At 56.3% G+C, this 24,451-nt stretch carries 19 protein-coding genes and 1 pseudogene; 9 read left to right on the top strand and 11 right to left on the bottom strand.

Annotated elements, in window-relative coordinates; translation table 11 throughout:
* Positions 1 to 107: 107 nt before the first annotated feature.
* Positions 108 to 1,541 carry a glycoside hydrolase family 32 protein gene (locus C5687_RS17820; protein WP_104557467.1) on the bottom strand — a complete coding sequence of 478 codons (1,434 nt, stop codon included), beginning with the start codon at positions 1,539 to 1,541 and terminating at the stop codon, positions 108 to 110.
* Positions 1,542 to 1,557: 16 nt separating this feature from the next.
* The gene (locus tag C5687_RS17815; RefSeq protein WP_104557466.1) at positions 1,558 to 2,799 is read right to left on the bottom strand and encodes an MFS transporter; all 1,242 of its coding nucleotides are present in this window, start codon (positions 2,797 to 2,799) and stop codon (positions 1,558 to 1,560) included.
* Between the two features lie 238 nt (positions 2,800 to 3,037).
* Here C5687_RS17815 and C5687_RS17810 point away from each other — a divergent pair, with 238 nt between their 5' ends.
* From C5687_RS17810 to C5687_RS17800, 3 genes are all read left to right on the top strand, one after another.
* Positions 3,038 to 4,045 (top strand): LacI family DNA-binding transcriptional regulator, encoded by a 1,008-nt coding sequence (locus tag C5687_RS17810; RefSeq protein WP_104557465.1) that lies wholly within the window; start codon positions 3,038 to 3,040, stop codon positions 4,043 to 4,045.
* A 322-nt stretch (positions 4,046 to 4,367) separates the two neighbouring features.
* Positions 4,368 to 5,744, top strand: coding sequence for a diaminobutyrate--2-oxoglutarate transaminase (locus tag C5687_RS17805; RefSeq protein ID WP_025759990.1), 1,377 nt, complete (start codon positions 4,368 to 4,370; stop codon positions 5,742 to 5,744).
* An 18-nt stretch (positions 5,745 to 5,762) separates the two neighbouring features.
* Positions 5,763 to 7,229: a pyridoxal phosphate-dependent decarboxylase family protein gene (locus tag C5687_RS17800; protein ID WP_025759992.1), complete on the top strand. Its 1,467-nt coding sequence runs from the start codon at positions 5,763 to 5,765 to the stop codon at positions 7,227 to 7,229.
* 36 nt (positions 7,230 to 7,265) lie between these two features.
* On the opposite strand, the gene C5687_RS17795 is transcribed toward C5687_RS17800, so the two are convergent.
* Complete coding sequence (locus C5687_RS17795) at positions 7,266 to 7,781, bottom strand: protein disulfide oxidoreductase (RefSeq protein WP_059386717.1); 516 nt, start codon at positions 7,779 to 7,781, stop codon at positions 7,266 to 7,268.
* Between the two features lie 70 nt (positions 7,782 to 7,851).
* Positions 7,852 to 8,772: a LysR family transcriptional regulator gene (locus C5687_RS17790; protein ID WP_162299950.1), complete on the bottom strand. Its 921-nt coding sequence runs from the start codon at positions 8,770 to 8,772 to the stop codon at positions 7,852 to 7,854.
* 122 nt (positions 8,773 to 8,894) lie between these two features.
* Here C5687_RS17790 and C5687_RS17785 point away from each other — a divergent pair, with 122 nt between their 5' ends.
* Positions 8,895 to 10,673: an adenine deaminase gene (locus C5687_RS17785; RefSeq protein WP_104557463.1), complete on the top strand. Its 1,779-nt coding sequence runs from the start codon at positions 8,895 to 8,897 to the stop codon at positions 10,671 to 10,673.
* Between the two features lie 20 nt (positions 10,674 to 10,693).
* Positions 10,694 to 12,037 carry an NCS2 family permease gene (locus tag C5687_RS17780; protein ID WP_025759997.1) on the top strand — a complete coding sequence of 448 codons (1,344 nt, stop codon included), beginning with the start codon at positions 10,694 to 10,696 and terminating at the stop codon, positions 12,035 to 12,037.
* Here C5687_RS17780 and C5687_RS17775 read toward each other — a convergent pair.
* The 3 genes and pseudogenes from C5687_RS17775 to C5687_RS17765 form a co-directional block, all read right to left on the bottom strand.
* A complete protein-coding gene (locus C5687_RS17775; RefSeq protein ID WP_104557462.1) occupies positions 12,034 to 14,217 on the bottom strand; it encodes a polysaccharide biosynthesis tyrosine autokinase in 2,184 nt (727 codons plus the stop codon). The two genes, C5687_RS17780 and C5687_RS17775, sit on opposite strands and share 4 nt — an antisense overlap.
* Positions 14,217 to 14,666 (bottom strand): arsenate reductase/protein-tyrosine-phosphatase family protein, encoded by a 450-nt coding sequence (locus C5687_RS17770; protein ID WP_104557461.1) that lies wholly within the window; start codon positions 14,664 to 14,666, stop codon positions 14,217 to 14,219. Before C5687_RS17770 ends, C5687_RS17775 begins: the two co-directional genes overlap by 1 nt.
* Positions 14,666 to 15,805: pseudogene (locus C5687_RS17765) on the bottom strand (polysaccharide export protein). Before C5687_RS17765 ends, C5687_RS17770 begins: the two are co-directional and overlap by 1 nt.
* 445 nt (positions 15,806 to 16,250) lie before the next feature.
* Here C5687_RS17765 and C5687_RS17760 point away from each other — a divergent pair.
* Positions 16,251 to 16,583: an RcnB family protein gene (locus tag C5687_RS17760; RefSeq protein ID WP_025760019.1), complete on the top strand. Its 333-nt coding sequence runs from the start codon at positions 16,251 to 16,253 to the stop codon at positions 16,581 to 16,583.
* Entirely contained in the window at positions 16,528 to 17,013 is a 486-nt protein-coding gene (locus tag C5687_RS17755) for a GNAT family N-acetyltransferase (RefSeq protein WP_047959087.1), read from the top strand. The genes C5687_RS17760 and C5687_RS17755 overlap by 56 nt, the downstream gene beginning before the upstream one ends.
* Before the next feature lie 94 nt (positions 17,014 to 17,107).
* Here the strand turns inward: C5687_RS17755 and apbC are convergent, their stop codons facing one another.
* Positions 17,108 to 18,217, bottom strand: a complete 1,110-nt coding sequence (apbC, locus tag C5687_RS17750) for an iron-sulfur cluster carrier protein ApbC (RefSeq protein ID WP_025760017.1) — start codon at positions 18,215 to 18,217, stop codon at positions 17,108 to 17,110.
* Positions 18,218 to 18,383: 166 nt separating this feature from the next.
* Here apbC and metG point away from each other — a divergent pair, with 166 nt between their 5' ends.
* Positions 18,384 to 20,417 (top strand): methionine--tRNA ligase, encoded by a 2,034-nt coding sequence (gene metG / locus C5687_RS17745; RefSeq protein WP_104557460.1) that lies wholly within the window; start codon positions 18,384 to 18,386, stop codon positions 20,415 to 20,417.
* Positions 20,418 to 20,510: 93 nt separating this feature from the next.
* Here the strand turns inward: metG and C5687_RS17740 are convergent, their stop codons facing one another.
* Genes C5687_RS17740 through C5687_RS17730 form a run of 3 tightly spaced genes read right to left on the bottom strand, consistent with a single transcriptional unit; the run spans position 20,511 to position 23,426 of the window.
* On the bottom strand, positions 20,511 to 20,981 hold the full coding sequence (locus C5687_RS17740) for a YehS family protein (protein ID WP_045285177.1): 471 nt from the start codon (positions 20,979 to 20,981) through the stop codon (positions 20,511 to 20,513).
* A gap of 46 nt (positions 20,982 to 21,027) precedes the next feature.
* Complete coding sequence (gene btsR, locus C5687_RS17735; RefSeq protein WP_025760014.1) at positions 21,028 to 21,747, bottom strand: two-component system response regulator BtsR; 720 nt, start codon at positions 21,745 to 21,747, stop codon at positions 21,028 to 21,030.
* Positions 21,741 to 23,426, bottom strand: a complete 1,686-nt coding sequence (locus C5687_RS17730; RefSeq protein ID WP_095441376.1) for a sensor histidine kinase — start codon at positions 23,424 to 23,426, stop codon at positions 21,741 to 21,743. Before C5687_RS17730 ends, btsR begins: the two co-directional genes overlap by 7 nt.
* 217 nt (positions 23,427 to 23,643) lie before the next feature.
* On the opposite strand from C5687_RS17730, the gene mlrA reads away from it, so the two are divergent.
* Positions 23,644 to 24,384, top strand: a complete 741-nt coding sequence (mlrA, locus tag C5687_RS17725) for an HTH-type transcriptional regulator MlrA (RefSeq protein ID WP_025760012.1) — start codon at positions 23,644 to 23,646, stop codon at positions 24,382 to 24,384.
* Positions 24,385 to 24,451: the final 67 nt, after the last annotated feature.

Below are 24,451 nucleotides of genomic sequence, written 5' to 3'. Positions count from 1 at the left end.
GATTAAAAATAATCATCATTTTAGACTCTATATTTACGTCGCCCCATCAAGATGGGGCAGTATTTTAAATTAAGCTGACCTGATGCCCGTCGCCACCAGGTCAGTGTTTACTCCAGTTGCCAGGCCCCGCCATGGATGAGTGATGCCTCCCCCGTCCAGGCAAACAGCGCCAGATCACGGCAATCTTCATCAGGATAAATGCGGCTGCTGAGGCACGCTTCTCCCTCATTAACAAACACTTCAACGGAAGATCTGTCAAAGAACAGGCGCAGATTAAGCGCATTATTCAGATTGAGCGCGACGCTACGTGAGCCACACAGGCCATACTGCGGGTAGTATCGCTCCAGCACCAGGCGCTGCATCTGCGCATCAACATAGACGCGTAGCCCGGTGCCAAGACGAATGCCGTAGTGTTCCGCCGTGCTGTTTGCGCAATCCCACTGCAGAATAACCTCCAGCGCGTCGCAGCGTTCCACCAGCGCTATCTGCTGATTGGTCAACGTACTCACCGGCCAGGGGAACCACGCTCCCCGGAGGCTTTCGACCTCTCTGGCCGGCCGCATTTGCAGACGATTATCCGCGCTCAGCGTCAGTTCGCGCGGTAACGAGAGCATGCCTGCCCAGCCATCCTCCTGTTCCGGGAGGGGAGATTCCCACATATCCAGCCAGCCGATAACGATGCGGCGCCCATCAGGCGTCAGGAAACTCTGTGGAGCATAGAAATCATGCCCGCGATCCATCTCCACAAACTCACCTTCACGCACAAAATGCTGCCCGGGCTGCCACTCGCCCACCAGATAGCCGCTCTGGAAAAGATTGCGATTTTCGAATCCTTCGGCAGCCAGTCCCTGTGGTGAAAACATCAGCACGCGTTTACCGCTGAGAGTGAAAAAGTCCGGGCATTCCCACATATAGCCCATCTCTTTTTCAGCCACCGCAAGCACGCCCATATCCTGCCACTCGCGCAGATCGGCAGAACGATATACGCGCACTTGGCCCGTCTCGCCGTCGCGCGCGCCAACAACCATGTACCAGCTCTCTCCTTCACGCCACACTTTTGGGTCGCGGAAATGATGCAGGCCAGGCGGCGTATCAACGATCATACCCTGCCGGGCAAAATGAATGCCGTCACGGCTGGTCGCCAGGCACTGCACCTGGTAGAGATTCGCCTCGTCATCCGGATCGCCGTGGAATTTATGTCCGGTGTAAATCAGCGCCAGCGTATCGCCATCCACCACCGCCGAACCGGAAAAACAGCCATCCTTGTCTTCAGGCCCTTCCGGCGCCAGCGCAACGGGAAGATGTTCCCAGTGAACTAAATCTTTACTGCGCGCATGGCCCCAGTGCATCGGGCCCCACTGGGTCGAGTAGGGATGATGCTGATAAAAAGCGTGATACCAGCCGTCAAACCAGACCAGGCCATTTGGGTCGTTCATCCAGCCAGCGCGGGCTGCGAGGTGGTAACGCGGGTACCAGCGCAGGTTAAGCGCTTCGCGTCTGGACTGAAGTTCCTGCTCTGCTTTTGTAATGGAATACGTCATTTCTCTACTCTTTCGATCAGATGGTGGAAGGTTGCGGCATGAGCGGGTCAGAAGAGGACTTACCCGAGCGCAACAGGAAGATGGAGATAAACGTGGTGCTGAAAACTAACAGCCCCATAATGAGATAGGACTGGGCAAAGCCGTATTTCTCATAGCTGTAGCCCGCCAGCGGCGACAGGACCGAGGCAATCACCGAGCTTGTACAGGCAAAGCCCACCAGATAGAGGGTGGAAGAGAGCCGCTTATCAAAGTGTAAACTGTTGTATTTAAAGATAGAGACCAGCAAAACGGGCAGTTCAACTGCGTGCAATAGCTTGGTAATGGAAATAAGTACCGGCCCCTCAACCAGCCCCGACGCCACCATACGCATTGCCATCACCATTCCGGCGAAAATCAGACCGTTCTTCGCGCCAAGGCGATTCACCAGCCATGGCGCGCAGAACATGCCCGCCGCCTCAAGGAAAACCTGGAAGGAGTTGAGATAGCCGTACATGGCGTTTCCTTCCTGTAATGTCGGGAACTGGGAGGAGAAATAGACCGGGAACTGCTGGTCGTAAACGCCATAAATACAGGTGCCGATAACGAAAAACACCAGCGCCCAGAACCGCGGCAGCGTCAGCAGGCGCAATGCATCTTCCAGGGTGACCTTACCGCCGGATACCGCTTCCTGCATAGCGTGTGGGGCGGAAGAGACCCTGAGTCGCGCCAGCAAAACAAAAAACGCCAGCCCTGCGCAGCTCGCGACAGCGAAGTTGAGCTTCGGATTAAGGTTAAACAGGAGCCCCGCAAAAAAGGTTGCCACCGCCCAGCCAAGCGATCCCCACATCCTCGCCTTGCCGAACTCAAACTGGCTCTGGCGGGCCACTCGCTCGGTATAGGACTCCAGTACCCCTATCCCGCCGTTAAACGTCAGGCCGATATAAATCCCGCCAAAAATACTGCCGAGTAAAACGTTAATCTGCAGCAGATAACCAAACAGCAGGAAGGCAGGACCAGAAAGAATGAGCAGGCTGGTCAGAAACCAGAGCAGGTTTTTGCGCAGGCCGAGTTTGTCCTGAATGAAGCCGTAGCAGATTTGCGCGCATAGCGCGGAGACAGAAAGCACGGCATAGATGACTCCCGTATCGCCTGCCTTTAGCCCCACCTCCTGGTGGAGCCAGATGGAAAGCAGCGAGCCGGAGGATGACCACGTGACAAAAAAGAAAAACAGTAATGCGCTTAATAAAGGGTAGCTGTGAGAGTGATGCGTTTTCATCATGACATTCTCATGTTGGAGTAATGGCACAATGGTAACGTTAACATTTATCCTTTCTCATGCGGTTTGGCTGGAATTTAAGATGTTAATCACGAAAGTTAACGTTAACATCAAAGGAACGAGATCGCGATCAAATATTCATCACTGAGGTCAGCAGGGCCTGGCCTGTGCATCAGCCTTCCTTTTACATCAGCGACTTAGTTGTATACCCTTTCACACAGAGCATTAACGGAGTAAGAAAATGGCATCCCTGAAGGACGTCGCAAAGATGGCTAACGTATCGCTGATGACCGTCTCACGCGCGCTTAACAACCCGGAGCGCCTTAAGCCGGAAACGCTGGCGCGCGTACAGCAGGCTATCGAGCAGACCAGCTACGTACCCGATCTTTCCGCCAAGAAAATACGCGGCGCGCATGCCTCGCCGAAAACCATCGGCGTGCTGGCGCTCGATACGGTGACGACGCCTTTCTCGGTGGAGATTACGCTGTCCATTGAAGAGACGGCCCGGATGCATGGCTGGAACAGCTTCGTCATGAATATGTTTACCGATGACAACCCGGATACGATCGTCGATCTGCTGCTCTCCCACCGCCCGGACGGGATTATTTACACCACAATGGGGTTACGTCAGGTTCCTCTCCCTGCAAAACTGCTTACCCTTCCCTGTGTGCTGGCCAACTGCGAAAGTGTCGATGAACAGGTCGCCAGCTATATCCCTGATGATGAACAGGGGCAGTACGCCGCCGTGCAGGCGTTACTCGCCGAGGGCTACCGGCAGCCTTTGTGCCTGCATTTACCCGCGGACCATCTGGCCACAACCCGGCGCCGTCAGGGGCTGGAACGTGCGTGTCGTGAAGCGGGGCTCGACCCGGACACCCTGGAACACAGCTACATGGCGTCAGGGGACGAGCACTATCGTGACATACCGTCAGTGCTGCTGGCGCGCATTCAGAATGGCATTCCCCTGTTCGACTCCGTTATCTGCGGTAACGATCGTATCGCATTGATGGTGTACCAGACCCTGCTGGCGCAAGGGCTTCGCATCCCTGAAGATATCGCGGTTATCGGCTATGACAATATGGTGGGCATTGGAGAGCTCTTTCTCCCCCCGCTTTCAACCGTTCAGCTGCCGCATTATGAAATTGGTCGCCTGAGCGCCCTGCATATTATTAACGGTGAAACCCACCGGGAAACCCTGCATGTTGAAAGTCCTTTTTTGATGCGGAATTCCGTTGCGCATCCATCCTGACCACCGCGTTTTGCCCCTGTTGCCGAAATAAGCGTGTTAAGTTCGCGGATGGCACGATTTGTCACACTCTTTTTTATGATTTTGCTGCCAGAACGTTAAGTACGTAACCGCCTGTTTTTATTTGCCATAAACTGCAATTTTCCGCCTGAAAACGGGGATATTCCTCCCCCTGTGCGCCGTGTCACAAAACAGTAAACAAATTAACCATTGAGCCCCGTGGCAAAAGGCTCTATATTGGCGGCGTTTTTTTCAGGCCCCCCATCTGTTTTTTAACTTTTTATTCAATCGTGGCTCATAACGAAGCGGCGGTTGTAGGAGTGATATGATGACGGATAAAGTCCGTATTGACACCGTAGATGCCCACAAAAGCAACGAAACCTATCTGGCCCGTCAGGCCGAGTTTGAATCTAACGTCAGGAGTTATCCGCGCAAACTGCCTTTAGCGATCACTAAAGCAGAAGGCGTGTGGGTAACCGATGCAGACAATAAAGAATACCTTGACTGTTTAGCAGGCGCAGGCACCCTTGCGCTTGGCCATAACCACCCTGATGTGCTGAAAAGCATCCAAAATGTCATTACCAGCGGCTTGCCGTTACATACTCTGGATCTGACTACGCCTCTGAAAGACGCGTTTTCCGAATACCTGCTCTCTCTGCTGCCTGGTCAGGGCAAAGAGTACTGCCTACAGTTCACCGGTCCATCCGGTGCTGACGCTGTGGAAGCCGCGCTGAAGCTGGCGAAAAAAGTGACCGGCCGTAGCGGTATCATCAGCTTCTCGGGTGGTTACCACGGCATGACCCACGGCGCGCTGTCCGTGACCGGCAACCTGTCTCCGAAAGAAGCGGTAGACGGTATGATGCCAGAAGTGCAGTTTATGCCTTACCCGCACGAGTACCGTTGCCCGCTGGGTATCGGTGGTGAAGCGGGCGTGAAAGCGCTGACTTACTACTTCGAAAACCTGATCAACGACGTTGAGAGCGGCGTGCGCAAACCTGCTGCCGTCATTCTGGAAGCGGTTCAGGGCGAAGGCGGCGTGAACCCGGCGCCGGCTGAGTGGCTGCAGCGTATCCGTAAAGTGACTCAGGAACACGGCATTCTGCTGATCCTCGACGAAGTTCAGGCGGGCTTTGCCCGTACCGGTAAATTCTTCGCCTTCGAACACGCTGGCATTGAGCCAGACATCATCGTGATGTCTAAAGCTGTTGGTGGCGGTCTGCCGCTGGCCGTGCTCGGTATCAAAAAGCAGTTCGATGCATGGGCCCCAGGTCACCACACCGGTACCTTCCGCGGCAACCAGCTGGCGATGGCAACCGGTCTGACGACGCTGAAAATCCTGAAAGACCAGAACATCGCAGGCAAAGTGGCTGCACAGGGCGAATGGCTGAAAGGCCAGCTGAAAGAGATGGCGAAACGTTATCCGGTTATCGGTCACGTTCGCGGTCTGGGCATGATGATCGGTATCGAGATCGTTAAGCCACACGAAGCCGCTGACCACATGGGTTGCTTCCCGGGCGACGGCGAGCTGTCTGCACTGATTCAGAAGAAGTGCTTCGAAGCCGGTCTGATTCTGGAGCGTGGCGGTCGTAACGGTATCGTTCTGCGTCTGCTGCCATCTCTGCTGATCAGCGATGAAGAGCTGAAAGTCTTCCTGGATAAATTCGAGCAGGCCCTGCTTGCTGCGGGCGTTCGCCCGGCGTAACCGGAGTTGTTGATTACGATGTCTGATTCAAACCCAATTTTGTTCTCCTCTGCGCAGAGCATTGAAGCTTACCAGCAGGCGATTGAACAAAGCACTCAGGCTGTGATGCAGTGGCTGAAGCAGCCTGAGATGTATCAGGGCAAAACGGTCGCGGAACTGCGCGACCGCATTAAGCTGGATTTCAACCCGAAAGGGCTGGGCAACGAAGCGGCGATTGAACGCGCCGTGGAGTTCTTCCTGAAAGACAGCCTGTCCGTTCATCACCCGCAGTGCGTGGCGCACCTGCACTGCCCAAGCCTGGTTGTTAGCCAGGCGGCGGAAGTGCTGATCAACGCCACCAACCAGAGCATGGACTCCTGGGATCAAAGCCCGTCCGCAACCATCATCGAGATCAAACTGATCGAATGGCTGCGTACCCGCGTGGGTTATCAGGCTGGCGACGCCGGTGTCTTCACCAGCGGCGGCACCCAGAGCAACCTGATGGGCCTGATGCTGGCCCGTGATGCGTTCTTCGCGCGTCAGGGTCACTCCGTTCAGCAGGACGGTTTAACAGGCGATCTGCGTAAAATCCGCGTGCTGTGCTCCGAAAACGCGCACTTCTCCGTGCAGAAAAACATGGCGCTGATGGGTCTGGGTTACCAGTCCGTGGTGCAGGTGAAAACGGATGAATTCTCCCGTATGGATCTGACCGATCTGGCGGCGAAAATTGAACAGTGCAACGCGAACGGCGAACAGATTCTGGCGATTGTCGCGACAGCAGGTACCACCGATGCCGGTGCAATCGACCCGCTGCGTGCCATTGCCGAGCTGGCGGCGAAGCAGAACATCTGGGTACACGTTGATGCGGCCTGGGGCGGCGCGCTGCTGATGTCTGAGCAGTATCGTCACTACCTGGACGGCATTGAGCTGGTGGATTCCGTGACCCTGGACTTCCACAAGCAGTTCTTCCAGACCATCAGCTGCGGTGCGTTCCTGCTGAAAGAAGCGCGCCACTATGAGCTGATGCGCTACCAGGCGGCTTACCTGAACTCTGAGTTCGATGAAGAAGCCGGCGTGCCAAACCTGGTGTCCAAATCGCTGCAGACCACCCGTCGTTTCGACGCGCTGAAGCTGTGGATGAGCCTGGAAGCGCTGGGTCAGGAGCAGTACGCGGCGATTATCGATCACGGCGTGACGCTGGCGCAGCAGGTTGCGGCTTACGTGAAAGAGCAACCTGCTCTGGAACTGGTAATGCAGCCTCAACTGGCAAGCGTGCTGTTCCGCTTCCGTGGCCAGGTGCAGGCCGATGACGCAGGTATCGCCCTGTTGAACCAGAAAATTGGTGATGCGCTGCTGGAGTCTGGCCGTGCAAACGTCGGCGTGACCGAGCATAACGGCGTGACCTGCCTGAAGCTGACGCTGCTGAACCCAACCGTGACGCTGGAGGATATCAAAATCCTGCTGTCGCTGGTTGAGCGCACCGCGCAGGAAGTTCTGGCGAAGTAATACTCCCCCCCTCTTCTGCGGAAGAGGGGTTTATTTTTATATCCCTGCCCACCACATTCTGATTTTTAATCCCCAGTAGCTCGTCCAGCCCGTCGTGGTACTGACGACGTTCCCCTTCGATACAATGACCAGCGTCGGCGTCACGCTCACCTGCCATTCCTGCGACAGCGCACCGTTTTCATCATTTATCACCGGCATTTTCAGCTGTTTCTTGTCAACCCAGCGAGCAAGCTTAGCGTTATCACCGGAGCGCATGGCGATACTCACCACGTTCCCGCCCTCTTCTGCCAGCTGATTCACCGCAGGCGTCGTGTAACGGCAGATGCTGCACCAGGTGGCCCAGACGTAAATCAGCAGTGGGCGCTCGTGGCTGAGCGCCGCGATATCGTGCGTTTTCCCGTCGATGCTCTGCATTGGGGTTGCGCTAAACGTGGCGGGTAAGGTCGGTTTTCGATACTGATCCACGCCCCACACCACGGCCAGCGTCAGCACAACAAGTATTATCCCTTCCCGTGCCCAGCGGCGCAGTCGGCTCAATTTACGGTTATCCATTGTGACCTCTTGATTTAACAGAGGTCATCTTAGCGGGCTGCACGCCGTCACGCTGTAAAGAAGTGTCGCGTTACTTCGTTCGTAGGGTGTCGACCATCAGCGTAAAGCAGGATTCAATGAGCGGAGGAAGCGCCTGCGGGGCACGCATCAGCGCCACCGTGCGGAACAGTGCTGGCTGCTGAAGATGAACCACCATAAGCCGGGGATCCTGCAAATGGGTGGTATAAAGCTGCGGCAATATCGCCACGGCCAGCTTCGAACGCACCAGGCCGTACAGCGTCTCAATATAGTCCACCTGATAACGCGTCTGCAGCGAAAGACGATGACTTTCGGCAAGCGCACTGACCAGCCGCTGGATGTTGCCTTTGGAGAAGACGGCAATATCCCGACCCACCAGCTGTTTCCAGGGCACGTGTGCCGACGCGCCCAGCGGATCGTCGCAATGGAATACCGCCACAAACGGATCTTCCTGCAGCGGGAACACGTTAAGCTGGTCGGGAACCGAGCTGTCCAGCGCCCCGATACCGAAATCAATCTGCCCTTTCAGCAGTTGCGCCACCAGCGCGTCATTGGTTTGATCGTGAAACTCCACCCGAAGGCGTGGAAAGGCCTGCGCAAGCATCTGCGGCAGCAGCGGAAACAGCAGCGAGCTGACGGAAGGCACCAGACCGATACGCACCGTGCCGTCGCCGCCGGCCTGCACAATCTGCTGCATATCATCAAACGCCACTTGCGCTACGCTGAGTACCCGCTGGGCGTGGGGCAAAATGGCGTGACCCAACTCGGTCAGCGTAACCGCCGACGCGGTACGATTGACCAGTTTGCCGCCGAGTACCGTTTCGATTTGTCGCAGGGCGCTGCTGAGCGCAGGCTGACTAATGGCCAGTTTACTCGCGGTATCCGTAAAATGACGCAGCTGCGCCAGCGTGACAAAATACTGTAGTTGCCGAAGGGAGAGCGCAGGCAAGCGCTGCCAGGGTTCCGTCATCATTCTCCATTACACCCGTCACAGAATAACCCGGGGTTATCGGGCGATAAATTTTATCAGCTGGGCAAACGTTTGCCGGGTGCATAGAGTAACGTCAATATTTCAATGCTGGAACTGTTAATTGCATGACTGCCGAAACCCGACGCCGCGCCGTTCAGGCCGCACGAGGCGAAACGCCCTTTGACCTGCTGCTTACCCACACCCGAATTGTCGATATGGCAACCGGTGAGATCCGCGAGGCGGATGTGGGGATTGTCGGCTCGCTTATCGCCAGCGTCCACCCGCGCGGCAGCCGCAGTGATGCGCTTGAAACGCACGACCTGAATAACCAGTTCCTCTCTCCGGGCCTCATGGATACGCACGTGCACCTTGAAAGCTCGCATCTGCTGCCCGCACGCTACGCGGAGATCGTGCTGGCACAGGGCACCACGGCTGTCTTCTGGGATCCGCACGAGCTGGCGAACGTGCTCGGCATTGAAGGCGTCCGCTTTGCGATTGCGGCCAGCCGCAGCCTGCCGCTGCAGGTGATGGTCGCAGCGCCCTCGAGCGTACCTTCCACGCCGGGGCTGGAGATGTCCGGCGCAGATTTTGCGGGCGAAGAGATGAATACCCTGCTCGGCTGGCCAGAAGTGCGCGGCGTGGCGGAGGTGATGGACATGCACGGGGTGCTGAACGGCAGCCAGCGTATGCTGGAGATCCTGCAGGCCGGCCTGGAAAGCGGAAAGCTGATTGAAGGCCATGCGCGCGGTCTCAGCGGCGCCGATTTACAGGCGTATCTGGCGGCGGGCGTCACCTCTGACCATGAGCTCACCTCCGCCGACGATGCGCTGGAAAAATTGCGCGCCGGGCTGACGCTGGAGATCCGCGGCTCGCATCCCTACCTGCTGCCCGAGATTGTCAGCGCCCTGAAAACGCTGCCGCACCTCTCGTCGCAAATCACGGTCTGCACCGATGACGTTCCCCCTGACGTGCTGCTGGAAAAAGGCGGTATTATCGCCCTGCTCAACATGCTGATTGAACACGGTCTTCCGGCGACGGACGCGCTGCGGTTTGCCACGCTGAACGCCTCCCTGCGTCTTCAGCGCAACGATCTCGGACTGATTGCCGCCGGAAGACGCGCAGACCTGGTGGTGTTTGACTCTCTGGAAAAACTGACGGCTCGCCGGGTGTACGTCGCCGGGAAATGCATTGCCCTTGACGGCGCGATGATTGAGCCGATCGTTGATACGCCGCTGGCGCTACCGCGTGATACCGTGCGCCTGTCCCCCCTGGCCGCCAGTGACTTTTACTTGCGTATCGACAACGCAAACCACGGCGTCGCGCGCCTGCGCCACATCAGCGGCGCACGTTTTACCCGCTGGGGCGAAACTGACGCCCGGGTGCGTAACGGGCGCGTTGAAATACTGGCTGGCTTTAGCCTGATCTGGGTTCAGCACCGCCACGCGCGCCATGCGGCAACGCCGCAAATCGCCCTGCTGGAAGGCTGGGGAGAGCTGCGGGGAGCCATCGCCACCACTTACTCCCACGATTCACACAATCTGGTGGTGCTGGGGCGCGATCCCGACGATATGGCGCTGGCTGCCAACACGCTAATCGGGAGCGGCGGTGGGATGGCGCTGGTCCAAAACGGTAGCGTCATCGCGCATGTTGCGATGCCGATCGCGGGCATGCTGTCGGAACTTCCCCCGGGTGAGCTAGCCCGTCAGTTTCGCACGCTGCGTGAACGCAGCAGCCAGATTGCCGACTGGGAGCCGCCGTACCGGGTCTTTAAAGCCATTGAAGGAACCTGCCTTGCATGTAACGCCGGGCCGCATCTGACCGATCTTGGACTGACCGATGGCAGCACGCGCCAGATTGTTAATCCGCTGATTTCTTACCGGGAAACCCCGGACACCACACAATAATATCGAAGGAGAGCCGGATAATGGCCGACAACACCGTTAATTCGCCAGCACCAGGGAGCTGGCTTGAACGTCGTTTTGCACTGCATACGCGTGGCAGTACCGTGCGTACCGAGTGTCTGGCGGGTCTCACCGGTTTTCTCGCCGCCGCCTATTTGCTGGTGGTCATCCCGGGCCTGCTGGCCGTGGGCGGGATGGACAAAGGCGCGGCGACGACCGGCACCATTTTAGTGTTTGTGGCCGGAACGCTGCTGATGGCCTTTTACGCTAACCTGCCGTTTATTGTCGGGCCGGGCATTGGTGGCTCGGTGCTGGTTGGCGTGACGCTGGCGGGAAGTGAAGGCATCGGCTGGGAAATCGGTCTGGGCATTGCCTGCTGGTCGGGGATTTTGTTCTTTCTGCTGACCCGCTTTGGCCTGCGGGAAGTGGTCACCCGCTCCGTACCGCAGTCCATCAAACTCGGGCTGACGGCCTCTATCGGCTTGTTTGTCGCCGTACTCGGTTTTCGTAATGCCGGGCTGGTGCTGGCCAACGCCAAAACAAATGCGCTGATGCTGGGGGATTTTCTCTCACCCGGTGCGCTGGTGGCGCTCGCCGGCCTGTTCCTGGCCATTGCCCTGCAGGCGCGCCGTATTCCGGGTGCTATCTTGTGGGCCATTTTGTTCGCCACCCTCGTGGGCATCCCGATGGGGGTCACGCGGTTGCCGGCAAGCTTCATCGATATGCCCCATTCGCTCACGCCGGTGCTGGGCCATATCGACATGCTGGGTGCCCTGAATATTGCCTTCCTGCCTTTCCTGTTCGTCTTCTTCGCCTCGGAGTTTTTCTCCACCATGGGTACCACGCTGGCGGTGGGAGGTGAAGCCGGGCTGCTGGATGACGAGGGTAATATGGTCAATATCAATCGCCCGTTTATGGTGGACTCTATTGCCGCGGCGTTAGGTCCGTGGGTCGGCATTCCTGCCGCCACGGCGCTGATTGAATCCTCTGCGGCCGCGGAAGCAGGTGGGAAAACCGGCATCACGGCGCTGGCCGCCGCGTTCATGTTTCTGTTGATGCTGCTGTTTACCCCGGTAGCGCTGATGATCCCGAAAGAAGCCACAGCGCCTGCCCTGATCCTGATCGGTCTGAACATGTTCAGCGGACTGCGTAAGGTGGATCTGGCGAATTTCACCGACGGGCTGCCGGTACTGATGATGGTAATGATTACGCTCATCGCCAACAGCTTCGGGACAGGCATTGCAGGAGGACTGCTGTTTTACATTGTCATTAAAGCGATTGCAGGAAAATGGCGAGACATCCCTGTTGGCCTTTGGATCCTCGCCATCCCGCTGGTCTATTATTTTGCCACGCTGGTGAAGCATTAATCCTTGCGCTGTCGCCGGGCCGGGCTTTGGCCATACTCATAATGATCATAGCCCGCACGGTAATACTGCGCGGCCGATTTAATCACGTCGTTCAGCACGGTACCGCCGATGCGCGCGCCCGTTTGTTGCAGACGCTTGATGCTGTTCTCCATCTCTTTCAGGCGGGTCTTGCCAAAGCGGGCAACCAGCAGCGAGGTGCCCGCCACCCGAACGGCCACTGCGGCGTCGGTCACGGCCAGCACTGGCGGTGTGTCGAGGATCACCAGGTCATACTGTTCATTCGCCCAGGTCATTACCGCCCTGAAGCGTTCGCTCATCAGCAGTTCGGAGGGGTGTGATGGAACCGGCCCGCAGGTCAGCACATCTATATTGCCTTGCTCATAGTGCTGAATCGCCTCCTGACAGGCGCACTGTTCTTCAAGCACGCAGGAAAGTCCGGTGTGGTTTTTCAAATCAAATACGTTGTGGACGTATCCCTCGCGCATATCCGCATCGATAAATAACACCCTGAGCCCGGCCTGCGCCTCAATCGCGGCCAGCGAGGTGCTGACCAACGTTTTTCCGCAGTCCTGGGTGGGTCCTGAAATCAGGACGATGCGGTTAGCGGCATCCTGCAACGTGAAATGCAGGCTGGTACGCAGCCCCCGCACGGCCTCGACAAAAATATCGGCGGGCCGGTCAACCGGCAGAAAAGGCACATCGTTAATCTTGTGCCTCCAGCGCGAACCCAATACGCGTTTGCGGCGCAGATTCGTTTTTTTCCACAACCACATCGAACGCGGTAAGGTCGCCATCACCGGGACGCCGAACCCTTCCAGTTGTTCTGAAGTATTGATACCCCGTCGGAATGCAATACGAAGCAAAACAAGGCCCACAGAGCACATCAGGCCCAACAGCGTGCCCGACACCATAATTAGCGTCTTGTTCGGTTTAATGGGATCGGGTTGCGTCACCGCGCTGTCGATAATTCGCACGTTCCCGATGGCGCTGGAGCGTGAAATATTCAGCTCCTGCTGACGGGTAAGCAGCTGCAGGTAGATGGTGCGGCCTGACTCCACATCCCGGCTGAGGCGCAAAATGTCCTGCTGAGTCGAAGGCATGGCGGCAACACGCTGATTCAGGTGGATCTTCTCCTGCTCCAGAATGTGACGTTTTTCACGCAATGCACGGTAGTTCGGGTGCTCTTTCTTAAACAGCTGAGAGATCTCTGCCTCACGAAACGTCAGCTCGTTGAGCTGGTTTTCGATATTCACAATCTGTTCGAGCACCGATTTCGCTTCGAGAGAGAGATCGACCGAATCACGCTGTTTGCGATATTGATTCAGCCGCTCTTCGGCCTGATCCAGTTCGCTTCGGATTTTAGGTAACTGCTGCTGCAAAAACGCAAGACTGCGGGAATCCTGCGCTTCCTGGCGGTTAATATTTTGCTGCAGATAGTTGTTGGCAATCCGGTCAAGCACATGGGCAATCCGCTCCGGATCGCTGCCGGTGAGCGTTAGCGTCAGCACCCCGCTCTGTTTTGCCGATTCAACCACGGAAAGCTGGGTGCTCAGGGCATTAATGGCCTCCAGACGAGTGCTGCTCTGTAGCGTGAATTGCGTGCCCGGCGGGGCATCAAGGTTCACCACCAGCAGGGATACTCCCGCTTTTTCCAGCGCTTTTCCCTCTCTGCCCTCAGCAGAAAAGTTGTCGCCCTCCAGCCGATATGCGCCCTTTTCCAGCACCGTGAGGAGAAGTGTGCGTGGCTTTCCTTCGACAGGTGAAAGCTGCAGCCAGCCCAGGGTTAGCGTGGCGGGTTTATGGCCCTGCAACCGCGCCCACAGACGCCCCCGCTGTGCCACGTTCTGCGTTAAGCCTAATTCATCAACGGTGGCCCCGAGGATCATGCGCGATTTAAGCAGCAGAATTTCGGGTTCAACATCGGGAGAGAGCTCATTACTGAACTGTCTTAAATTTTTGAGCAGGCTGTTATCCTGTTTTCCTTCCACCTGGATTAAGGCATCTGCGCGATAAACAGGCGTCGCCAGAAAGGCGTATAGCCCCGCCAGGACGGTGAACATGAAGGTCACTGAGAGAATAAGTACACGATGATCGAGCATCTCGCTGAGGAGACGAAGGAGATCAATTTCCTGATTTTCGGGTGCCGCTGCACCGTAACTGTCTGTTGTATAAGACGACATTAATGCTTCATTCCTTTTTGACTCAATCGATGAGCCCATTCCTGACTGGCTTTGCCTAACAGCCCGAAAACATAGTCAAATGCTTCACGACTCTTGCGATAGGGATCGGGGATCTCCTGCGGCTCCAGCCATTGCCCAAAGAGCAGCGATTTGCCGCGCAGTTCCGGGGCCATAGCAGAGATAAAACGCAGATGGGCGGGTTCCATCACCAGAATAAGATCCGACTCCCGCATCAGCTGTTGGGTCAGCTTACGTGCGCGATGACCCTCCAGTGAGATCCCATGACGCCAGGCCACGTCCTGAGCGCGGAGATCCGCCGGGCTTCCCTCCAGGCCGAATATGCCTGCCGAGGTGATCCGTTTTCCCGGGAGCTGCCGGCGTAACAGCCGCTCGCCAATCGGTGAACGGCAAATATTGCCCGTGCAGACCACTAAGATGGAATCAAACATTATTGCGGCCACGACCTGAGGTAGCGGACCGTTTCGGTCAGGTCATGCACACCTGAGATGGTCGGCACAAGCTGAGCGATCACGCGGTTCCAGCGTGACAGCGGCGCCGTGGTGACATAGACAATATCGTAGGGTTCAAGCTGGAATTCGGTCCCCAGCACCATCGCAGAGGCATCCTGCGCATTAAGCTAGTAAATACGGGCTATTTTTCCCGCGTCATTGCCTTTAGCCATGGAACGAATGACAAAAATGCCCGTCGCATCGGCCATGTCCTGATTCAATCCCCCCGCATTGCTCAGCGCTTCCGCCAGGGTCATGCCGCTTCTGTCCATCTTGAGCGTGCTCTGCTTGACAACTTCGCCCATCACAAACACTTTCAGGGCGTCGTTACGCGGAACAAACAGGATATCGCCCGAGTAGAGAAGCTTATTTTGCGTCAGGTCGCCGTGCTGCATCAGCGCATACAAGGAGAGAGGAGAATCCTTTCCCTCGTGAGTGAGCACCACATTGCGCCAGTCAGCGTCGGCGGAGAGTCCCCCCGCTGCGTTGACGGCATCCATCACCGTCAGGGGGATATTGGTGATGGGCTGCTGACCAGATTTGACCACTTCTCCGGTGACGTAGGCTTTTTGTGAACGAAAGGCGGCCACGCTGACGTCCACCTGCGGGCTTTCGATCACGCTATTCAGGCGGGCGGCGATCTCCTCCCTCACTTCAGAGACCGTTTTTCCTGCCACCGGCAGTTTCCCGACATAGGGATAAAAGAGCGTGCCGTCCGCATTCACCCAGTTACCGGTGTCACTGGCACTGCGATACTGCCCGGCAGGTGTTGTCAGTTCCGGGTGATCCCAGACGGTCACGGTTAAAATATCCCCGGCGCCGATGCGGTACTCCCACTCCCTGACCTGCTCATCCAGCTTAGGATTTGGCTGAGATTTCGCGACAGCAGGCCGCAATTTCTCAATCAGTGAAGGGGTAAGAGGATAAAGATCCACGCGCTTATCTAAATAATTGCCCTCTTCATCCGACGCAATAATATTTTTCCCGGATGAACGTAATGTTTGCCCGGGAGAAAATATGCAGCCGGTCAACTGACTTATTGCCAAAAATATTACAGAGAATGCTATTGTGTTTTTCATTAAAATTAAAATATCACTGATGATCGCGCCAAACGCGTAACAGGCAATCCCTTTAAAGAATCACCCAATATCATAACGCACTGTTTTCAAATAATTAAATATAGAAATAAACATCATAAAATAGAGGAAAGAAACACCAGGATAACGTAAGACTGATAATTAAACCGGTTGCCTTTCATGAGTTTAAAACGCCTTCAAATAAAAAGCATGCCTTGTGACTCACATTCTTATGGCAAACTCCCCTTTTCAGATTTCGTTAAAATAAATATTATTTCACTGAATTAATTCCACCAAATAACATTCACAAAAGTAATGTTATTAACCTTTGGCGCTACACAAAATCGTCCACTTTTGTTACATTTTTTTTCTAACAGCCCCTGCGGGGATACTTAAAATAGGCTCTCAGCAGGCTGAGAGTATCAGTAACGGTATAACTGGAGAAAAAATGGCTAAGCGTACATGGCTGCTTCTGGGTGTAGTAATGTCTCTTGCAAGTGCAGCGTCAGCAGCCCCGCAAACCGCGTCGGCGTCTGGCGGCATCAAAGCTTATGAAGAACAGGAGTTCATTGCTGATTTCACGAAGTTTAAAATTGGCGACACGGCGCCCGCGCAGTATCAAACCCCGGAATACACCATCAAACAGTATCAACTGCGTAACCTTCCGGCACCGGATGCGGGTACCCACTGGACCTATATGGGTGAAAACTACGTCCTGATTGGCGATGCAGACGGTAAAATCTACAAAGCCTACAACGGAGATATCTTCTATCATCGCTGATACGATCCTGATTCGTCGCTGGCAGGAAAGCGACCGCCCTTTCCTGCGTACCCTCTTCCTCCACGCCCGGCGTGAAGCCTGGCCATGGCTGGACAGTACTGACTGGCAGCTCGAAGATTTTGACGCAGCAACGCGTGACGAAGCGATCTGGGTTGCCACTCAGAACGGCCATCGTCTGGGTTTTGCGTCAGTGTGGACGAACGATAATTTTCTGCACAACCTGTTTGTTGACCCGCAGTATCAAGGTCTTGGGGTCGGGCACGTGCTCCTGGAACATGTGCAGAAGACGTTCACCAGTACGGGGTCACTGAAATGTCTGGTGAAGAATACGCGGGCTATCGCGTTCTACCAGCGGCACGGCTGGCACATTGAGGCAACGGGGGATTCTCCGGAGGGAGAGTACTACCTGATGCATTACCGTTTGCGTTAACGTCGGGTGGCGGCTTCGCCTTACCCGACCTACGTAATGGTGCCATTTGTAGGCCGGGTAAGCGAAGCGCCACCCGGCCATTCGCGCTGAGGATTTACACCGCGCGGAACGCGATGTCGCCAGGGATGACTTCCCCCTGCCAGTAGAGCTGCGCGGCCACGCGCCCCGCCAGCTGACGATACATCTCTGCAAATTCACTGTCCGGACGGCTGACGACCGTCGGTTTCCCGCTGTCCAGATCTTCACGCAGGGTAATGTGCAGCGGCATCTGCCCCAGCAGTTGGGTGTGATACTTCGCGGCCAGTTTTTCTGCCCCACCGGTCCCGAAGATAGGCTCGTGGTGACCGCAGTTGCTGCAGATGTGCATGCTCATGTTCTCGACAATACCGAGCACCGGCACCTCCACTTTTTCAAACATCACGATGCCTTTTTTGGCGTCGATCAGCGCGATATCCTGCGGAGTCGTCACGACAACCGCGCCCGTAACCGGGATGTTTTGCGCCAGCGTCAGCTGAATATCACCGGTCCCCGGCGGCATATCCAGCACCAGATAATCCAGATCCGGCCACATCGTCTCCTGCAGCATCTGCATCAACGCTTTGCTGGCCATTGGGCCACGCCAGACCATGGCGTTGTCGTCGGTGACCAGATAACCGATGGAATTCGTGGCCAGACCGTGCGCCATAATTGGCGCCATGTGGGTGCCGTCAGGCGAGGTTGGACGCTGATTCTCTGCGCCCAGCATATTAGGAATGGACGGGCCGTAGATATCGGCATCCAGAATACCGACCTTCGCTCCTTCCGCTGCCAGCGCCAGTGCCAGGTTGACAGCCGTGGAGGATTTACCCACCCCGCCCTTACCCGAGCTGACCGCAATGATGTTTTTCACACCGTTAACGCCCGGCTGGTTTTTCACCCGCTTGAGGGTGGCGATGCTGTGGCTCAACTTCCAGTCGATGGCTTTCGCGCCGGTAATGCGCAGCAGTTCAGCGCTGGTTTGCTCTTTCAGCGCGTCAAAGGCGCTGGTCCAGACGAAGGGCATCTGCAGTTCAATGTGCAGCGTGTCGTCCAGCCAGGCAACGTGATGTAACGCTTTCAGCGTAGTCAGATTGTGCTTCAGGGTTGGATGCTGAAAGTTAGCCAGCGTCCCGGCGACCATTGCTCGTAAGGCTTCCGGTGATTTGGCCTGGGATTGAGAACTCATCCCGACTCCTTTGTAGTTGTTCTGAAAAAAGACGTGTAATTACCAAGTTTACCCCAGAGGTAACAATTATTCATTTATGGATTAATGCCCTTATCACTTGGCGTAGTTATTACCTTTCGGGTAACATCAAAAACCCTTTTCACAGTTGAAAGAAGTAATGCCTACTATGACTCAAGTCGCGAAGAAAATTCTGGTAACGTGCGCACTGCCGTACGCCAACGGCTCAATCCACCTCGGCCACATGCTGGAGCATATCCAGGCTGATGTCTGGGTCCGTTACCAGCGAATGCGCGGCCACGAGGTTAACTTCATCTGTGCGGACGATGCCCACGGCACGCCGATCATGCTGAAAGCGCAGCAGCTGGGGATTTCCCCGGAGCAGATGATTGCCGAAATGAGTCAGGAGCATCAAACTGATTTTGCTGGCTTTGACATCAGCTATGACAACTATCACTCCACGCACAGCGACGAGAACCGCGAGCTGTCGGAGCTTATCTACACCCGTCTGAAAGAGAACGGTTTTATTAAAAACCGCACCATCTCTCAGCTGTACGATCCGGAAAAAGGCATGTTCCTGCCGGACCGTTTCGTCAAAGGCACCTGCCCGAAATGTAAATCCCCGGACCAGTACGGCGATAACTGCGAAGTGTGCGGCGCGACCTACAGCCCGACCGAGCTTATCGAGCCAAAATCGGTGGTTTCAGGCGCCACGCCTGTAATGCGTGACTCCGAGCACTTCTTCTTCGATCTGCCGTCCTTCAGCGAAATGCTGCAGGCGTGGACCCGCAGCGGCGCGCTGCAGGAGCAGGTGGCGAACAAGATGCAGGAGTGGTTCGAATCCGGTCTGCAGCAGTGGGATATCTCCCGTGATGCGCCATACTTCGGCTTTGAAATCCCGAACGCACCGGGCAAGTATTTCTACGTCTGGCTGGATGCGCCAATCGGCTACATGGGTTCCTTCAAGAACCTGTGCGACAAGCGTGGCGACACCGTCAGCTTCGACGAATACTGGAAGAAAGATTCCACGGCCGAGTTGTACCACTTCATCGGCAAAGACATCGTTTACTTCCACAGCCTGTTCTGGCCGGCCATGCTGGAAGGCAGCAACTTCCGCAAGCCAACCAACCTGTTCGTGCATGGCTACGTAACCGTCAACGGCGCGAAGATGTCCAAGTCCCGCGGGACATTCATTAAAGCCAGCACCTGGCTGAACCACTTCGACGCGGACAGCCTGCGCTATTACTACACCGCGAAGCTCTCTTCGCGCATCGACGATATCGACCTTAACCTGGAAGATTTCGTGCAGCGCGTGAACGCGGACATCGTTAACAAGGTGGTGAACCTGGCGTCCCGTAACGCAGGATTTATCGCCAAACGTTTTGACGGCGTGCTTTCTGCCGAACTGGCCGATCCTGAGCTGTATAAAACCTTCACCGATGCCGCCGCTGCGATTGGCGAAGCCTGGGAAAGCCGTGAATTCGGTAAAGCGATTCGTGAAATCATGGCGCTGGCCGATGTTGCCAACCGCTATGTGGACGAGCAGGCTCCGTGGGTGGTCGCGAAACAGGAAGGCCGTGATGCCGATCTGCAGGCCATCTGCACCATGGGCCTGAATATGTTCCGCGTGCTGATGACCTGGCTGAAGCCGGTACTGCCGCAGCTGGCAGCCCGTGCAGAAGCGTTCCTGAACACCGAACTGAGCTGGGATGCTATCCAGCAGCCGCTGCTCGGCCACAAGGTGAACACCTTCAAAGCGCTGTACAACCGCATTGAGATGAAACAGGTTGAAGCGCTGGTGGAAGCCTCTAAGGAAGAGGTGAAGGCGGCTGCGGCACCGGTGACCGGCCCGCTGGCAGACGATCCGATTCAGGAAACCATTACCTTCGACGATTTCGCTAAAGTCGACCTGCGCGTGGCGCTGATTGAAAACGCGGAATTTGTGGAAGGCTCAGACAAACTGCTGCGCCTGACGCTGGATCTGGGCGGCGAGAAGCGCAACGTCTTCTCCGGCATCCGTTCAGCTTACCCGGATCCGCAGGTGCTGATCGGCCGTCAGACCGTGATGGTCGCCAACCTGGCACCACGTAAAATGCGCTTCGGCATCTCTGAGGGGATGGTGATGGCCGCAGGCCCTGGCGGGAAAGATATCTTCCTGTTAAGCCCTGACGAAGGCGCGAAGCCGGGTCAGCAGGTGAAATAACAAAAAAGCCGGATTATTATCCGGCTTTTTTGTTCTCCCTCTCCCTGTGGGAGAGGGCCGGGGTGAGGGCATCAGGCCGCACCCATTGCGCAATCACGCCTTCGGGTTATGCACCCTCTGAGTCAGCCCGCGCAGGAAATTACGCAGAAACTGGTCGCCGCACTCGCGGTAATTTTTGTGGTCCGGGGCGCGCATCATGGCGGTCACTTCCGGCACGGAGACGCGGAATTTTTGCTCCGTCATGATCGCCACAATATCATCCGTTTTTAGCGAGAATGCGATGCGCAGTTTTTTGAGCACCGTATTGTTATTTACCCGACGCTCCAGCGCCAGCTCTGGCGCAGAGTCATCTTTGCCACGCTTATCGTAGATTAGACCATTCAGGAAACCCGACAGAATAATGTCAGGGCAGCGCACAAACCCCTCTTCGTCTTCTTTGGTCATCCAGGTGTCGAAACCGGCAGAGGTGGATTCCATGTCCGACAGCGCAAGAATGCGCACCATGTCGTTATTGTTCGCTTTCAGGGTGTAGCGCAGGCTACGAAGAATATCGTTACTTAGCATAGAGCCTTCGAATGTCGATGATGCAATGGCGCGCAGTGTAGCAGTTTTATAGCCCAATCGCCTCTTTCAAACTCTTCAGGTAGCGGCGGCTGACCGGAACGGTTTGCCCGGCGCGCAGGACCAACTCGGCCTGGCCGTTATCTTCCAGCCGGATCTCTTTCAGGTGCGCCATATTGACCAGATACTGACGATGGCAGCGTATCAGCGGCGTGCGGCTCTCCAGCGTGCGCAGCGTCAGTTCGGTGAACCCTTCGTTCCCTTCTGCGCTGGTGACAAATACGCCGCTCAGGCGGCTGCTGACAAACGCCACATCATCCATCTGCAAAAGATAAATCCGGCTGTGTCCGGTGCAGGGGATAAACTTCAGCGGCTGCTGGTTTTCCGGCAGCACGGTGACATCCTGCGCGGTGCGCTCCTGGCGTAAACGCGTGAGCGTTTTTTCCAGACGCTTCTCTTCAATCGGCTTGAGCAGATAATCAAACGCGTGCTCCTCAAAGGCTTTGACGGCATATTCATCGAACGCCGTCAGAAACACGATGTAGGGACGATGCTCCGGGTCAAGCATGCCGACCATCTCCAGCCCGCTGATGCGGGGCATCTGAATATCGAGGAACAGCACGTCCGGGCGCAGCTTGTGCACCGCGCCAATGGCCTCAATGGCGTTGGCACACTCTCCCACAATCTCTATATCCGGCTGCTCCTGCAGCAGAACGCGCAGGTTTTCCCGTGCCAGCGGCTCGTCATCCACAATCAGCACTCTTAACATGCGCTTTCCTCCAGCGGCAGTCGTACGGTAATACGGGTAAATCGGTCAGGCTCGCAGGCGACGGTAATGCCGCAGTCATCGCCAAAATGGGCGCGCAGGCGTTTATCCACCAGGCTCATCCCTAAACCGCCGGAGGCGGAAGGCTGATAAAGCCCGGCATTATCTTCAATGTCCAGCACCAGATGGTGATTGAACCGGCTGGCGGCAATGGTTATCTGCCCTGTTCCCAAAAGCTGAGACGTACCGTGTTTAATGGCGTTTTCCACGATAGGCTGCAGGGTAAACGCCGGGAGATGCTGGTACGCCAGCTCGTCCGGAACGGAGAGCGACACCTGCAGGCGCGACTGGAAACGCGCCTGCTCGATCTGCAGATAGGCATTAACGTGCTCAATCTCATCGGCGAGGGTGACGATCTCCGACGGCCGTTTCAGGTTTTTGCGGAAGAAGGTCGACAGAAACTGTACCAGCTGCGCGGCCTGATCGCTGTCGCGGCGGATCACCGCTTTGAGCGTGTTGAGCGCATTAAACAGGAAATGCGGGTTGACCTGGGCATGCAGCAGTTTAATTTCTGACTGGGTTAACAGGGCCTTCTGCCGTTCATATTGCCCGGCGAGGATTTGCGCTGACAGCAGCTGGGCGATCCCCTCTCCCAGCGTGCGGTTGATCGAGCTGAACAGACGGTTTTTCGCCTCATACAGCTTGATGGTGCCCATCACCCGCTGATTTTCGCCGCGCAGCGGAATGACCAGGGTGGAACCCAGCTTGCACTGCGGATGCAGCGAACAGCGGTACGGCACCTCGTTACCGTCGGCATACACCACCTCGCCGGTCTCAATGGCGCGCAGAGTATAGGCTGAGGAGATGGGTTTACCCGGCAGATGGTGATCGTCCCCGGTGCCGGTAAAGGCCAGCAGCCGCTCACGGTCGGTTATGGCCACCGCGCCGATGTCCAGCTCCTTGTAGAGCACCTGCGCCACCTTCATGCTGTTCTCTTCGTTAAATCCCTGGCGCAGGATCCCTTCTGTCGAGGCGGCAACCTTCAGCGCCGTGGCGGAAAAGGCTGAGGTGTACTTCTCAAACATGGCGCGCTTGTCGAGGAGAATACGCATAAACAGCGCCGCGCCCACGGTGTTGGTGACCATCATCGGGGCGGCAATACTGCCGACCAGGTGCAGCGCATCGTCGAAGGGACGGGCAATCAGCAGAATGATCGCCATCTGCGCCATTTCAGCCACAAAGGTGATCGCCCCGGCGGTCAGGGGGCTAAAGACTTTATCCGGCCGGCCACGTTTAATCATGTAGCTGTGGACCAGGCCGCCGAGCAGCCCTTCCACGATCGTCGAGATCATACAGCTCAGGGCCGTCATCCCGCCCATGGAATAACGATGCAGCCCGCCGGTTAAACCGACGAGCCCCCCGACGACCGGACCGCCCAGCAGCCCGCCCATCACCGCGCCGATAGCGCGCGTATTGGCAATAGAGTCTTCGATATGGAGGCCAAACCAGGTCCCCATAATGCAGAATATGGAAAATACGACATAGCAGAGGAATTTGTGCGGCAGGCGTACAGTGACTTGCATCAGCGGGATAAACAGGCGCGTTTTACTCATCAGCCACGCAATGACAAGAAACACGCACATCTGCTGAAGCAACAGCAGCACCAGATTAAACTCGTACATACTCAAAACCGCACACGCTAAAAACGCGTAACATACACGGGTACGGCTCAACTTTCTTTGAAGCATCCCAAAAAAGCGCAAAATCGTGTCCGTTATCACACCTTTTTCTGAATATCGCGCATGCTTCGCATTGTTTGTTCAAAAATCAATCAACTCTTCCTGGTTCGGCAAACTGGGTCTACAGTTAAGCTGGGGACGCGTAAGCCAGGGGGCGAATATGGCGCTTTACACGATAGGTGAAGTGGCACTCCTTTGTGATATCAATCCCGTTACCCTACGGGCGTGGCAGCGACGGTATGGATTACTCAAACCGCAGAGAACGGACGGTGGGCACCGCCTTTTCAATGACGCCGATATCGATCGGATCCGTGAGATCAAAAGCTGGATCGACAACGGGGTGCAGGTCGGGAAAGTGAAGTCCCTCCTCAGCCACGACGACCCTGACACGCAACACCGCTGGCGCGAACAACAGGAAACCCTGCTGCGGCTCCTGCAGGCAGGCAACCTGCAGCGCCTGCGCGGATGGATAAAAGAGCAGGGTCGCGATTATCCGGCGCAGACGCTGATCACCCATCTGTTTATTCCCCTGCGTCGACGCCTGCAGTGCCAGCAGTCTACTTTGCAGGCACTGCTCAGTATGCTTGACGGCGTGCTGATCAACTACATTGCCGTCTGCCTTGCCTCGGCGAAGAACAAAGCCGGAAAAGATGCGCTGGTGGTCGGCTGGAACGTACACGACACCACCCGCCTGTGGCTGGAAGCATGGATTGCCACCCAGAAAGGCTGGCGCGTGGATGTCCTGGCGCACTCCCTGGCACAGCTCAGACCTGAGTTTTTCGACGGTCAGACCCTGCTGGTCTGGTGTGGCGAAGTGCCGTCCGCCACCCAGCAACAGCTGCTGGCGCAATGGCGTGAGAGTGGTTACCCGGTTTATTCCCTTGGCCCGGATGAGCCATAACGGCATTTAATGGTTCATTAACAGCTGCGCTTCACCGTATAATTGTTCCGTTAACAACAGGAGCAGA

The sequence above is a fragment of the Enterobacter sichuanensis genome (assembly GCF_002939185.1).
Lineage (GTDB): Bacteria > Pseudomonadota > Gammaproteobacteria > Enterobacterales > Enterobacteriaceae > Enterobacter > Enterobacter sichuanensis.
Note: the sequence above shows the minus strand (reverse complement) of the source record. Positions and strands in the feature narration are given on the sequence as shown.

Excerpts from the sequence above, each read along its gene's own strand:
- C5687_RS17755 (WP_047959087.1), top strand. The coding sequence starts at position 16,528 with ATGCAGACGGTAAAATCTACAAAGCCTACAACGGAGATATCTTCTATC.
- mlrA (WP_025760012.1), top strand. The coding sequence starts at position 23,644 with ATGGCGCTTTACACGATAGGTGAAGTGGCACTCCTTTGTGATATCAAT.
- C5687_RS17775 (WP_104557462.1), bottom strand. The coding sequence starts at position 14,217 with ATGTCGTCTTATACAACAGACAGTTACGGTGCAGCGGCACCCGAAAAT.
- C5687_RS17730 (WP_095441376.1), bottom strand. The coding sequence starts at position 23,426 with ATGTACGAGTTTAATCTGGTGCTGCTGTTGCTTCAGCAGATGTGCGTG.
- C5687_RS17815 (WP_104557466.1), bottom strand. The coding sequence starts at position 2,799 with ATGATGAAAACGCATCACTCTCACAGCTACCCTTTATTAAGCGCATTA.
- C5687_RS17790 (WP_162299950.1), bottom strand. The coding sequence starts at position 8,772 with ATGATGACGGAACCCTGGCAGCGCTTGCCTGCGCTCTCCCTTCGGCAA.
- apbC (WP_025760017.1), bottom strand. The coding sequence starts at position 18,217 with ATGAGTTCTCAATCCCAGGCCAAATCACCGGAAGCCTTACGAGCAATG.
- C5687_RS17810 (WP_104557465.1), top strand. The coding sequence starts at position 3,038 with ATGGCATCCCTGAAGGACGTCGCAAAGATGGCTAACGTATCGCTGATG.
- C5687_RS17780 (WP_025759997.1), top strand. The coding sequence starts at position 10,694 with ATGGCCGACAACACCGTTAATTCGCCAGCACCAGGGAGCTGGCTTGAA.
- C5687_RS17785 (WP_104557463.1), top strand. The coding sequence starts at position 8,895 with ATGACTGCCGAAACCCGACGCCGCGCCGTTCAGGCCGCACGAGGCGAA.
- C5687_RS17760 (WP_025760019.1), top strand. The coding sequence starts at position 16,251 with ATGGCTAAGCGTACATGGCTGCTTCTGGGTGTAGTAATGTCTCTTGCA.
- C5687_RS17740 (WP_045285177.1), bottom strand. The coding sequence starts at position 20,981 with ATGCTAAGTAACGATATTCTTCGTAGCCTGCGCTACACCCTGAAAGCG.
- metG (WP_104557460.1), top strand. The coding sequence starts at position 18,384 with ATGACTCAAGTCGCGAAGAAAATTCTGGTAACGTGCGCACTGCCGTAC.
- C5687_RS17770 (WP_104557461.1), bottom strand. The coding sequence starts at position 14,666 with ATGTTTGATTCCATCTTAGTGGTCTGCACGGGCAATATTTGCCGTTCA.
- C5687_RS17795 (WP_059386717.1), bottom strand. The coding sequence starts at position 7,781 with ATGGATAACCGTAAATTGAGCCGACTGCGCCGCTGGGCACGGGAAGGG.
- C5687_RS17800 (WP_025759992.1), top strand. The coding sequence starts at position 5,763 with ATGTCTGATTCAAACCCAATTTTGTTCTCCTCTGCGCAGAGCATTGAA.
- C5687_RS17805 (WP_025759990.1), top strand. The coding sequence starts at position 4,368 with ATGATGACGGATAAAGTCCGTATTGACACCGTAGATGCCCACAAAAGC.
- btsR (WP_025760014.1), bottom strand. The coding sequence starts at position 21,747 with ATGTTAAGAGTGCTGATTGTGGATGACGAGCCGCTGGCACGGGAAAAC.
- C5687_RS17820 (WP_104557467.1), bottom strand. The coding sequence starts at position 1,541 with ATGACGTATTCCATTACAAAAGCAGAGCAGGAACTTCAGTCCAGACGC.